General features: G+C 61.3%; 15 protein-coding genes. 1 reads left to right on the top strand and 14 read right to left on the bottom strand.

Annotation, left to right across the window (positions count from 1 at the left end):
- Positions 1–11 precede the first annotated feature (11 nt).
- The 10 genes from BDK61_RS12915 to BDK61_RS12875 all read right to left on the bottom strand — a co-directional run bounded on the left by BDK61_RS12915 (position 12) and on the right by BDK61_RS12875 (position 8,404).
- A complete protein-coding gene (locus tag BDK61_RS12915; RefSeq protein WP_121303431.1) occupies positions 12–623 on the bottom strand; it encodes a hypothetical protein in 612 nt (203 codons plus the stop codon).
- On the bottom strand, positions 613–2,313 hold the full coding sequence (locus BDK61_RS12910; RefSeq protein WP_121303430.1) for a baseplate J/gp47 family protein: 1,701 nt from the start codon (positions 2,311–2,313) through the stop codon (positions 613–615). The genes BDK61_RS12915 and BDK61_RS12910 overlap by 11 nt, the downstream gene beginning before the upstream one ends.
- Positions 2,314–2,316: 3 nt before the next feature.
- Complete coding sequence (locus BDK61_RS12905) at positions 2,317–2,679, bottom strand: DUF2634 domain-containing protein (RefSeq protein WP_121303429.1); 363 nt, start codon at positions 2,677–2,679, stop codon at positions 2,317–2,319.
- Positions 2,680–2,686: 7 nt separating this feature from the next.
- Positions 2,687–3,052 carry a hypothetical protein gene (locus BDK61_RS12900; RefSeq protein ID WP_121303428.1) on the bottom strand — a complete coding sequence of 122 codons (366 nt, stop codon included), beginning with the start codon at positions 3,050–3,052 and terminating at the stop codon, positions 2,687–2,689.
- On the bottom strand, positions 3,049–3,207 hold the full coding sequence (locus tag BDK61_RS23450) for a hypothetical protein (RefSeq protein ID WP_167467381.1): 159 nt from the start codon (positions 3,205–3,207) through the stop codon (positions 3,049–3,051). The genes BDK61_RS12900 and BDK61_RS23450 overlap by 4 nt, the downstream gene beginning before the upstream one ends.
- On the bottom strand, positions 3,207–3,752 hold the full coding sequence (locus BDK61_RS12895; protein WP_121303427.1) for a Gp138 family membrane-puncturing spike protein: 546 nt from the start codon (positions 3,750–3,752) through the stop codon (positions 3,207–3,209). Before BDK61_RS12895 ends, BDK61_RS23450 begins: the two co-directional genes overlap by 1 nt.
- A 145-nt stretch (positions 3,753–3,897) precedes the next feature.
- On the bottom strand, positions 3,898–4,746 hold the full coding sequence (locus BDK61_RS12890) for a hypothetical protein (protein ID WP_121303426.1): 849 nt from the start codon (positions 4,744–4,746) through the stop codon (positions 3,898–3,900).
- Positions 4,747–4,749: 3 nt separating this feature from the next.
- Positions 4,750–5,091 carry a phage baseplate plug family protein gene (locus BDK61_RS12885; protein WP_121303425.1) on the bottom strand — a complete coding sequence of 114 codons (342 nt, stop codon included), beginning with the start codon at positions 5,089–5,091 and terminating at the stop codon, positions 4,750–4,752.
- Positions 5,091–5,612 (bottom strand): phage baseplate protein, encoded by a 522-nt coding sequence (locus BDK61_RS12880; protein WP_121303424.1) that lies wholly within the window; start codon positions 5,610–5,612, stop codon positions 5,091–5,093. The genes BDK61_RS12885 and BDK61_RS12880 overlap by 1 nt, the downstream gene beginning before the upstream one ends.
- A gap of 2 nt (positions 5,613–5,614) precedes the next feature.
- Positions 5,615–8,404, bottom strand: coding sequence for a phage tail tape measure protein (locus BDK61_RS12875; RefSeq protein WP_121303423.1), 2,790 nt, complete (start codon positions 8,402–8,404; stop codon positions 5,615–5,617).
- Positions 8,405–8,451: 47 nt separating this feature from the next.
- Between BDK61_RS12875 and BDK61_RS24350 the strand changes: the two genes are divergently transcribed.
- The gene (locus tag BDK61_RS24350; protein WP_121303422.1) at positions 8,452–8,625 is read left to right on the top strand and encodes a DUF4177 domain-containing protein; all 174 of its coding nucleotides are present in this window, start codon (positions 8,452–8,454) and stop codon (positions 8,623–8,625) included.
- A 33-nt stretch (positions 8,626–8,658) separates the two neighbouring features.
- Here the strand turns inward: BDK61_RS24350 and BDK61_RS12865 are convergent, their stop codons facing one another.
- The 4 genes from BDK61_RS12865 to BDK61_RS12850 all read right to left on the bottom strand — a co-directional run bounded on the left by BDK61_RS12865 (position 8,659) and on the right by BDK61_RS12850 (position 11,858).
- Positions 8,659–9,267 (bottom strand): helix-turn-helix domain-containing protein, encoded by a 609-nt coding sequence (locus BDK61_RS12865; RefSeq protein WP_208644684.1) that lies wholly within the window; start codon positions 9,265–9,267, stop codon positions 8,659–8,661.
- Between the two features lie 443 nt (positions 9,268–9,710).
- Positions 9,711–10,112, bottom strand: coding sequence for a hypothetical protein (locus BDK61_RS12860; protein ID WP_121303421.1), 402 nt, complete (start codon positions 10,110–10,112; stop codon positions 9,711–9,713).
- A gap of 3 nt (positions 10,113–10,115) precedes the next feature.
- Entirely contained in the window at positions 10,116–10,511 is a 396-nt protein-coding gene (locus tag BDK61_RS12855) for a hypothetical protein (RefSeq protein ID WP_121303420.1), read from the bottom strand.
- A 48-nt stretch (positions 10,512–10,559) separates the two neighbouring features.
- On the bottom strand, positions 10,560–11,858 hold the full coding sequence (locus BDK61_RS12850; protein ID WP_121303419.1) for a hypothetical protein: 1,299 nt from the start codon (positions 11,856–11,858) through the stop codon (positions 10,560–10,562).
- Positions 11,859–11,877 lie beyond the last annotated feature (19 nt).

Here is an 11,877-nt window from a genome sequence, read left to right as displayed (position 1 = left end):
GTAATCTGGTGTCACTTCAGCAGCGAGCCGTACGTCCCGCCGACACTATCGTCAGTGAGCGTCCCGTATCCGCGATCGGCGTCCGTCGGATCATCACCAGCAGCCGCGTACTCGAACGTCCCGCGGGCGTAGCCCTGGACGTCGACGCCGGCTGCGGTGAGCGGTTCAGCCTCCTGGAAGAACTCATCCGTCGTCAAGTTACGATCGTTCAACTGCTCTTCCCAGACGCCGATGTCAACCCGCGCTGGCTCGATATCGGTTGGTTCGTCTACGACGACGTCGTCGATCTCTGCGTCCAAGAGCACCGCAATCGTCTCGCGGATCTCGTCGATCGTCCCGCTGGAGAGCTGTGACCGCAGCGCCGTCTGGGCGCGAATCCTGAACACCGAGTCGGGTTCGTCTGTCCGGCGCTCGAGGTCGAAGATCGTCGCCAGCCGGTCGAGCTGCTCGCCGGTTGCTGAGGTCACGAACTTCGCCGCCAGGATGTCCGCGAACACCTGTTCGAGTTCGTCGTACTCGTTGGCGAACGCGGTGATGAGGGCGGACCAGATCTCACCGTCTGCAGGATACGGCGTCTTCAGCGACGCTTCCAGGCGCTCACGGGCGGGTTGCTCATTCAACATTGACCGTTACCTCCGATATCCCGGTCATCGCGGCCTGGGTGTCTGTGATTGAAATGTTACTCTCACCGACCTGGTTGAGCCGGACACCGTCGACGTTCGGGCGCGTGGCCTGAGGGGACCCATCTGGATCCAGATCCCCCCGGTACCGTTGGGTGATGTCGACGCCAGCGGCCGCTCCATCGTACGGATACGTCGGGTCAGCGTCCTGCCCGATCGTGTAGCTGGCCCCCTCAGCGTCGACAGCGATGTCGAACGCCTCACCGGAGGTCCACGAGAGGACGCCGTCGAACCGGAACCACTCACCGGCAGCGACATCGGAGATGTCCGTACTGGTCAGAACGTTTCCGTTACTGTCGAGCAGTCGTGCTTGGGTTGCATCTGCGACGTTGGCTGACAGCCGGGCCTCGACCAGCACGTCATCGGCATCCGCCGTGGCCTCGAATCGAACACCACGGGCCGACGAATCCGACACAGTGGCATCGTCGGCATCGGTCGTCTGGGCCGTGTCGGGATCGTCGGTTCCGATCCAGAGGTCGGCCATGACTGTCCCCTGGGTTTCCATCACGCGCCGGAACAGCTGGTCGTAGATGACGTCCTCACCGATTTCGAGGCCGGGGTAGCCGATGTTATCCGACGCCGTGCCACCGATGTAACGGATGATCCGGTCAGTGATCTGAGTCGAGCCATCCGACGGGAACGTATCGGACGTCGTCAGATCGGCGACGAGCAGGATCGTCACCTCATCGGCTCGGTTGAAGGACTCTGTCTTCTCTGTCCCGTCCTCGAGCGTCCCGATGCCAGACTCAGAGCCGAACGATTCGAGGCCGCCAGCCCGTGAGTCAACGATCGCCTGGGCGACGACTTCGTCGGAAACGTCGGGTGCCAGCACCGTCACCTGGACGCCGTACCCCTGGTCCGGGTCGCGGACCTCGTCGACACCGACGGACTTGATCTCGTCGTCAGCGTTGAACACGCCCGACCGGACGGCGCGGAGCGTCGCTGCCCCGCCATCAGCGAGGCTGTTCTGATACCGCAGTTTGAACTCAGCATCAGTCTCGCGATCCCTCCCCTCGACATAGCCGAGCGACTCGTCGCCCGTGGGATTGGGGTTCGTGACGTCGTCGACGTCGGCGACCAGGTCTTCGAAGCGCTCGATCGTGTGCGCTGCGACGTTCGTCTCGGCACCGAGCCACTCCTCATCGAGCTCTGTCTGCCAGGGTTTGAGCGCCTCGATCGGCGCGGTGGCTTCGGAGTTCCCCGCGCTGAGGACGACTCCTTCAGTCGTCTCGAACGGGATCCGTGGTTTCGTTTCCGTTCGCTGCGTCGTCACCATAGTCCCCGAGGGGATGGTGATGTCCTCCGGTGCTGGCGAGTCTCTCAAAAACACGACCTCGCCGGTCGCACTCCGTGCCGGGATCCGTGAGAAGCCCGCCAGCGCGAGCTGCTTATCGAGTTGCTCCCCGAAACTGTCCTCGTAGTAGGAGGCGTAGTAAATCGACTCGGCGACCTCCCACAGCCGCGCCAGCTCGAGGGCGTTCATGTCGAGCGCCTGCATCTGGGGAGACGCCTGGCGGAGTTCGATGTCTTCTCCAACCTCGTTTTTAAAGTGCTGCTTCTGGTCCCCTCGGATATCGTCGATGTGCTTGCGACGGAACGAGCCGTCGTCCTGGATACCGTAGTTGTTGCTCATGGTTTAGACTGTGACCTCCGTCTCGAAGTCGAGTCCCGTGCCGTCAACGAGCGTCACCGAAATCGCGACGTCAACCCGACGGTTTGCGTCCGGATCCGTGATCACGATCTCATCAACCGCCTCGACGCGATCGTCCTCCAGGAGCGCATCCCGGATCTCTCGCTCGAGGATCGGCGGTGCCGAGCCAGCCGCCTCGAACACACGGAGACCGTGGTCCTCGTCGAACGGATCCTCACCGCGGACGGTCGCGAGCGTCGTCTTCAGTTCCTGTTCGACAGCTGCCGCGCCGTCGATCCAGACGAGCTCTCCGTTCTCGACGCGGTAGCTGCCGTCCTCCTCGAGCGCGAGTGTACGATTGTATTTCATCGGTCTATCACGATTCGGTCACCGTCAGTATCTCGTTCCCACCGTGGTCGGTGATCGTTGCCGTCCCGCCAGACCCAGGATCTGTCGTCGAGTCGTCGACGCACATCACCGGCTCTCCGTTGACCGTCAGGAGGTGGTCCTGGTCGGGCGTCAGGTCGTGGGTTTGGTAGTCGATGCAGTTCCCCATCGGATCCGTTGCGTGGCCGTGCGACGGGAAGTGCATCACCGCGGCCGCGTGCGTCGCGACATCGGCACCCTCGATCGAGAGTGGTGCGTCATCTGTCGACTCGACGCTTCCCGTCGCCGGCTCGGAACACGCCGACGGGTGGCCGTTGGCCTCGGTCGGAGCGCCGATTACTGCAGGGACGGTCATGAACCAGACCCTCCTCGACGGATTCCGATGACGCCGATTACCGTGGCGAGGGCGAGAAGGCTGATGGCGAGGCGGCTCGCGCCGGTCAGGACTGCGATAACGAAGCCGCCCTGGAAAAACCCAAACCCGATGTCGATGTAGCGGTCGGGAGACATCAGTTGATCGGCCCCTCCTTGACGTCGACCGACTGAGCGTGCCAAGTGAAGTTCCCCTCGCCGTCGGAGACGATCCCGTGACCGCTCCCGTCGACGAGCTGGAAGCCACCAGTTTCCCCGTTCAGTCGCATCGTTGGCGCACCCTCGCCGAGATCGACCACGAACTCGTTCGCCCCGTGTTCCGGGATGGTGTCCTCGTCGAGCCAGAGCAACGGCAGCAGCACGGCGTCCTCGAGCTGGAACCGCCGGTCACTCTCGGAAGGTTGTTCGCCGCGCTGCTGGATCTGCTTCGCGAGGGGCTCTTGGGCGTGCATCACCAGGCCCTCGTCACCGCTCTCGACCGGCGTGATCATCCCGGCGCCGTCGCGTGCAAACGGCGACGCGACGGGGACGTTGTCGATGAGGATGTCCGAGTCGCTCTTCAGTGAGACGACCGCCCGGCGCGTCTCCTCGTCGATCTCCTCGATGCGGACGAAGGTGATGGTGTAGATGCCCCGGATCTCCGAGCGGACGGCCTGCTTGAACGTATCGACGTTCCCCGTCATCGGCCATCTCCCGCATCGATTTCCTGAGCACACTCGCGGCACTCGTAGTGGGTGATCTCCCCCCACTGGTTGGTCTTCGCGACGGCCGTCCCGTCGCAGTCGGTACTCGGACACGGTCTCGTCGATTGATCCCAGGCGTTCATGATCAGCTCTCGATAGAATAGTCCGCCTCGACCGGCGTCAGCGTCCCACGGACGAGATGGTCGCCGGACTGCGTTGAGGAGCGGAACTCGTAGTCGCTCACGCGGTACGGCCCGCTGTAGTCTTCCGTCTCGACGTAGACAGCAGCCCCTTTCGAGATGCGAGGCTCGCACATCGCTTCGAACTCGAGCTGCCCCTCGACGTCGTCGTTCGTGTCCGACTTCTCGCCGATCGAGACCAACATCCCTTCGTAACTCAGCTGGGGAGCCTCCTGGGCCTCCTCCGAGCGTGGGAGAAAGAAGATCTGGCCGCGAACCGCGAACCACTCCCACTCGACGCCCGTGTTCTCCGCGGCGATTTGGACGAGGTCATCCAGCCAGCCGGTCACCGTTTTGTCTGGCGTGACCGACCACGACCCTTTGATCGGGTCGCCGGCGGACTCCGTCTGCGCCGAGAGCCCGATCTCGCTTGCGAGCGCCTCGACGATCTGGTCGGGACGCTTATCGACCCACGTCTTCTGCGACCAGGAGCTGTCGGGGCTGACCTTCGTCGCGGCCTCGGTCTCGTCGACGCCGCCAAGCGTGTACTCGATATCCGACGTCCCCGCCGAACGTTTTCTCGTGTCGATCTTCCCGAGGCACACCGTTTCGATGTTGCCGTCCGCCCAGCCGAGTTCGATTCGGCAGAGGTCGCCATCTTCGATACGGCCCCAGGTATCCGACGTCAGGTTCCACGTCGTCACCTCGAACTCGAGCGGATCGTCCTTCGGTTTGTTGACGCGAATGTCCAGGTCGAGGCCGTCGAGCGAGACCTCCCCGGCGTCGACACTCCGGTGCTGTTGCCAGACGGTCATCGGTCAGTCCTCCTCTGGTTGGCGGCCGGACGGCCCGGGGAGTACCCAGAACTTCATCTCTTCTCCGAGGTTCGACGGTGTCACAGCCGTCTCCTCACCCGATGGATCAGCGAAGATGAACACCAGATACGGTAGGTAGGAGTACGGCCGGTAGGGCGTCGCGATGCTCTTCGTGATGGTGAACTCGCGCCGGAGGTGCTCTATCTCGACCGTCCACTCCTCCTGGACGGCGTTCCAGTCCATCCGGAGCGCGAACCGCTGCCCGGGGAACGACTGCGGGATGAACTCAAGATGGATCGGGCGCTTGTCCCGGGCGCGACGGGCGGGGATCGGGATTTCCTCCATTAGAGCACCCCCGAGAGAGACTCACGAAAGCCAGACAGCGAATCCACGATGCCGCCGGATTCGTCTTCTACCTGGCCGCCATCGTTGTCTTCCGGTTGGCCCAGGGACGGCTCCGTGTCTGCTGCCGAGCTCCCCATCGCTCCGGACTCGGTCTCGATCGAGATCTCCGTTGTCTCGATCTCCGCTTCTGTGATCTGTTTGATCGTGATCGAGACCTGGTAGTGGGAGTCGCGCTTCGCCTCGTTCTTTGTGTTCAGCGACTCCAGCTTCGCTCTCGAGATAGAGATCTGACCGACCGACGCCGGGAACGGCTCCCCGCTCTCCCGTAGCGACTGCAGGGAGCGATACTCGTCGACGGGAACCCACGCCTCGAGGGAGACCTCGACTGGTTCCTGCCGGACGTAGGTGCTGTACTGGAAGCCCTGTTCTGTGCGTTTCTCCGGCGCGTTCCAAGCTCCCGAGTCGTCGATACTCGTCACGCCCGAGAGCACTATATCGCCGATCGTCACGACGTCTGACATGGTTAGTTGTTCACCTCCCGAGCGAGCTGCTGGAAGAACGCGTCGAGCGCGTCACCGCTGATCGCCTCCGATGCGCCATCACTCGCGGCCGTGGCGACGTCTGCCTCGGTTGCGTCACCGCCGTCGACGTCGATGTCTTGGTTGATCGTGATCTCGAGCCGCGGCATCCCCTCTCCCGACCCACCGCCCGGACCACCAGAATCACCGCCTTCACCGGAGCCACCGATCGCGTCAGCGGCCGCGCCGGCGGCCTGCCCGAGCGGTGTCTTCCCGAGAAGGCCGCCCGCGGCTCCGGCCGCCTGTCCCAGCGGGGTCTGCCCCAGCACGTTGCTGATCGATGAGACGAGCGTCGGTGCCTCCGACTCGACGCCGCCGGCGATCGTCTGGATCAGTCCCGGCCCGGTTTCTCCGAGCGACTGGAGCGGTCCCTTCTCAGCCGGGGAGAACGGGAGCCGGTCGCGGATCCCCGACGCCACGTTGGTGACCGCGTCGACGGGCTTCGATGCGGCGCTCTTGATGCCGTTCGCGATCATCCCCGGGATCTGCTTCCCGGCGTCGAGCCACTTGCTCGGATCTGTGATCATGTCCTTCGCGAGCAGCAACGGCCCCAGTACGGGCAGTGCGTACTTCGCGGGACCGAGACTCGCGAGTCCATCCGCGATCTTCCCCGGGAGGCTCATTGCCGCCTTCTTGACCTTCGGCCCGACGCTGGAGATGAGGTCCGGGAGCTTCAGCACCGCGGCGAACGGTGCGATGAGTGAGAGTCCCGCGATCGTCGCGCCGATCCGTGCGAGCTCGAATAATATTCCTGTCAGTTGCTTGGTAACATTCCAAGCCGTACCAGCTTTATCTCCGAACCACCCCAGTAGGTTGCCTGCTTCTTCACCAGCACCGAATAGATCTCCTTTCCAGATCGCGGCCAAAGCAACTGCGGCACCGGCGATACCCAACAAAAGCCAGCCGATAGGCCCCATCGCGGCCTGTAGCGTTACGAATCCGGTTGCGAGAGCTCCTGTCGCTGCTGTAGCAACACCTTTCGCACTCGCGTCAGCAAGAGCGGCCGTCGCTGAGGAATACAAGCCAGTGATCGACGTCCACATTGCAGCTGTCTTCGCCCTCGTAGCTGCAGCAAGTTGCCCCGTCGACGCTGTTGCGAGCCAGAGGGCTTTGTTCTTCGCCAGCGTGGCTGCAGTAGATGCCCGGGTTAGTGCATTATACGTGGCTGTCTGTTGAGTTAATACACTTGTCTGTAATTGTGCGATTTTTAGGTTGACGATAAGAGCTCCAAGGGCGCCGGTCGCAACGGCGGCAGCTCCTGTCAACCCAATCAATCCGACGCCAAGTGCCCGCGCAACTGCGGTATTCTGACTGAGTGGCGTTGCCAGGCTTTGTAACCCCCCAACTACTGCTGATACTGCTGGTTTGGTACCTTGGTACATTTCGTACCCGAGTACCTGAAACGACGATCGGAGTTGCTCAATCTGACCAGAGAGCGTTTTTGTCTGATCCTCGGCAAGTTCCGCCGCCGTCATCACACCGCCGATTGCGTCGGCGATCTCCTCGGCAGATTTGTTTGTCTCAGTGATTTCTGTCGCGAGTTCTTCAGCAGCCTGACCAGTGAGCCCCAACCCGACCTGAAGCCGGGAAACAATCTCTTCAGTCGATTCGCCCTGGCTGTCCAAGGCCTGGAGATTTGATACCAGCTCCTGCGTACTCGTTTCCCCAGATACTTCCATTCCAAGGGCTTGTGACGTCGTCTCGAGTTCCTCATCACCCATCTCCGCGAGATCGCCAATCGCACCCTGGATTTCCGCACGAAGGTTGTCACGAACCTTCTGTTCCAGTTTGTCAGTCTGTCGTATGAGTGGGAGTAGCGCCCGAGCACCCTCACGCCCACCGATTTGTTGGGCGAGCCGGATCTGTTCAGCCTGAGACGCATCTTCCATTCGTTCGGACAACGTTCCGACGATGGTTGTGATGTCTTGAAGCTCGCCGGCCTCGTTCGTGAAGTCGCTCGTCGAGAGCCCCAACTCTTCGAGGGCTTTCTGTGTCTGACTGCTGTTCCCAGCCAAACGGGAGAGTACTGCGTTCAGAGACGTTCCTGCCTTCGAGGCTTGGATACCGTTGTCGGCCAGCGTCCCCAAAGCACCGACCGTACCGGCGACGGAAAGACCGGCAGAGGCGGCCGTTGACTGAACTTCGGTGAGTGCCTGTGCTAGTTCTCGAACCCGCGTCGTCGAGTTACTAAATGTGCTCCCGAGCGAGCCGACGATGGCGTCAGCCTGCTCAGCCTCGAGGTTGAACGCGTTCATCGACTGAGCCACGATATCAGCGGCTTGGGAGGTCTGCATCTGTGCCGCGACAGCAAGCTCACTTGTCTCTCGAATTGCAGAGATCGACTCCGATGCGCTGAGCCCAGCGAACGAAAGTGATCTCATCGCCTGAGCGGATTCAGAAAGCGTGACTGGGAGCGTTGAGCTGATGTCTTTCGCTGCACCCCGGATCTGTTGCATCTCTTCAGCAGTCGCGCCGGATGTCGTCTGAATCGTCTGGAACGTTTTTCCTAACCGACTGAACCGCTGCGTGAGTAGAGCGACCGACCCCCCAAGTACTGCGGTCGCTGTGCCAGTTGCAGCGAACGCAGTACTCAGTCCTTCGATACGTTGCTCTGCCTCGGACGCCGATTCAGCGACGTCGTCGCCGGCGCGCTCAACGCGGTTAAGTTTACTTGTCGCATCGTCGCGAGCGGTGAGGACTGTCGCGATCGTCCGGTGTCCACCTCCTCCTAACATCGTTTTTGTCAGTATGTTTTATTTTGTATTGCGGTCAACTGTGGGCTATGCCACAGGATCGTCGATACGAGTACCGCGTTGTTGACATCGAGTCTCTACCGTCTGCCGAAAGTGTCGGAAAACAACTCAATCAACAAGCCAAAGAAGGATGGCAGCTGGTCGATAGAATCGATTCAGGTGGGACGACTGTATCACTTATTTTCGAGCGCCCTATTGAGTGATCCTCGCCGAATATCAGTGCTACTGAGTCAGACTTAGGTGGTAGTAAATGTGGTAGTGTCGGGTCGGAGTGGGGCCATTTTCTCCCAGCTTTGATGACAGTCGCCTCGGCAGAGTGTAACCAAGTTTTTCATCGCGTTTCGCTCTTCAGGATCGGCGACGGATCTGGCTGGGTCTATGTGGTGGACGACGTGTTTCGTCCCGAAGAGCTTGATGTGCTCTTGTTCATCACGGCCACAGTGCTGGCATTCACGACCATCTCTTTCTCTGACTCGTTCTTTTTTCTCCACATCCCAACCTTTACCGTAGTTGTTATCACCATCCTTGTACAGGTGGTGATCTTCGCCACGTGGCCAAGATCCGTTCTCCTCGCAGTCGATGCCATGCTTTTGGCACCACTCCCACACGAGACTGCTTGGGCATCCAATCCACTCTGCTATCTCTCCAGAGGTCATATTTTTCTCGACGTAAGTTTCCACCAACCAATCCTTTGAGCTGAGACGCGTGTACTTCGCCTCATTCACCCCTCGAGTCTCGATACCGTGCTTTTTCAGCCATCGCCAAACCGTCTGCCCTGAGCAACCAAGATAGTCTCCGATCTCAGAAGCGGACATGTCTCTCAATATATAGAGTAATTCCATCATCTGTTCGTCTCGCCATGGTCCAGATACTCGACACTCTTGTGAACAGTATTTGATATTCTTTTGATCCTGGGAAGGAGGGGTTGAGTACTCCACATTGCAGTATTTTGCACTACATTCACTCGTGAATGGCGGTCCGCCGTGGAGAGCAGCATGATGACTACTCATGGATTGGTGGTTCCCGAATACCTCACCACATTCCGGACACTTGTGATCTCCTTCGGATCGCATCGCGTTATCCAACAGTCACGTTTCCTAGGTTAAAACACCGAGCCAACCATGGTGGAAGTGATCTTGCTATGGGCGGTACTTGTCCGGAACTCCGTCCATGTCGGCGAAGTCGTCGATGTCGAACTCGCGGGCGTCGCTCTGATCCGGGTTGGATTCTGCGAGACAGATGCCGTAGAACAGCTTCTTCTCCCAGGGCCAGGCGTCGACCTCTTCGATCAGGAGGCCCCACTCTCGAGCGATTCTAACTGTGAGTCGTCCAGCTGGGCTTCGAGCCCAGCGTCGGTAAACCCCAGCAGCTTGTTTAGACCGATGACCTCAGCCACCTCGTCGGCAAGGCCGATCCGGTCTGCGGGGCGCACCTCCTGCCACCGCTCCAGCGTTATCTCGGGGGCGACCACCGCGGCGCTGACGATCTCGTAGAGGTTCTCCGCGATATCCCCGTCCTCCCCCGGCTCGACCGCGACGATGTCGAGCAGGTTGTTCGTGTCAGGGTCCTGGACGAGGAACCGCTTCGTGTTTCCGTTCAGAAACTCGTACTCGATCTCTTCGCGGGGGTCGTCGTCGCTGACGTCCCAGTCCTGTTCCTCAAGCTCTTGGATGTCGATTTCATCGCTCATGGGTTACTGGGTGTCGTTGGCGATGAAGGTGTACGTCCGGTTCGGCGGGGACGTGTTGTCGTCGTCGAAGCTGTTCGCGTACGCCTTGTTCGTGAAGACGACCCGGACGTACGTCTCGCTGTCCCGAGCGTCGGCCGACGGGAACCGCACCGTGATCGTGGTTTCGTTCCCGGACTCGGTCAGGCTGTTGAGTGTTGGGATCGTGCCCGACGTCGGGGAGACCTCGATCTCTCCTTCGAGTTCGGGGTCGCTGTCTGCGAGCAGGACGTCGTCGTCATCGCCGACCGTAGCGTTGAACTCGCGTTCGTAGGACTCCTCCGGCGGGTCGAAGTTCTTCAGCTGCTCGACCCGCACGCCGTCGACGAGAATCGTGACTTCGCTCTTGTCGTATTGTGACATTTTTGTGTACCTCGTGGTTGGTTAGTTGTCAGGATGGGGCTGGAACGCTCAAACGCTAAGCGTCATCTGGACGCCGAACGTCTGGGCGCTGCCGGTCAGTCGGTAGTCGAGCTGGATGCCGGTCCACTGGCGGTTGGCCCGGTCGTCCTCGGGGACATCCTCGGGCGCTGGGACCGTGATGTCAGCCTCGGCGAAGGGATCGTCAGGTCCGCCGACGTACTGGTTGAGCCCACCGATGATGGCGTCCTCGATCATGGACTGGCCATCCTCAGTGAACGGGATCTGATCCCGGTTCAGCTGCCGGCTGATCAGCGCGTTCTGGATGACCGAGATCGCGAAGTCCTCGGTCATCTTCACGTCGAAGAACTGATAATCGCTCGAAGCGCCAGCCGTCGAGACGCTTCGCCAGAGCGTGTTCGTCCCCTCGATCGAGACGACCACGTTGGTCGGCCCGTTGCCGTCGGCGTCACCGCCGACGAACGTGTCGTTTACGCCAGGGTTCCCGATGAGGCTGCCCCTGATGCCGTCGATCGCGAAGGGGTACCCCTCGCCGTCCATGTGGAAGTCCCGCCAGGGATCGTTCACGGCCATCTTGCCCAGCTGGTGGGCTCCGACGTCGCCGCTGGCCTTTGCGGTGATCCCGAGGACATGACCGCCGGGGACGTAGCCGGCGACGTCGTGAGCAACGGCCATCGCCTCTTCGTCGCTCTCGTACTGCCGCGGGTCCTCGATCGGGAGCGGGACGCCGACGCGGGCAGATGCGGCCCAGGCGACGAACTCGTCGTAGTCCCCGATGTCTTCACGGCCGGCTCGCGTGTCCGCGAGATGGGCGCGGTTGACGCCGTGATACTCGAGCTCTACCAGCCCGCTCCAGTCGACGTGGGAGTACGTCAACGTGGCCGCGGTTCCGTCGCCGGTGGAGATCTCGCCGGTCGCGGTGTTGACCGCGACCTCACCCTCCGCCGGCGCTGCGACGGGATCGTCAGCCGTGTAGACGACATCCCGCGCGTCTGCGGAGACGCCGACCTTGCCGTGGATCGGCGTGTTCGCGACGGTGTTGCCATCGTCGACGTTCTCGTCGACGACCTCGGTCTGCTCGAGGACGAGGACGTACCAGAAGTCCGCGCCGTTTTCGGCGACGGCCTGGGAGGCGACATGGACATCTGATCCGTCGCCGTAGTCGTTTGCTACCTCGGCTGCGCTTCCGTAGCGGTTGACCTCGCCGAAGGCGGCATCGGGCGGTGCATTCGCGGCCGTCCCGATCACCGCGACATCGGTGAAGGTCTCCTGGGGAAGTGCAGCGGTCTCTGCCGAAACGTCGATTTCGACCGGTGAAACTGTCGTCATGTGTGTTCGTTCGTTGGGT

This window comes from Haloarcula quadrata (genome assembly GCF_003634715.1).
Taxonomy (GTDB): Archaea; Halobacteriota; Halobacteria; order Halobacteriales; family Haloarculaceae; genus Haloarcula; species Haloarcula marismortui.
This window is presented reverse-complemented; position numbering and strand designations above follow the sequence as displayed.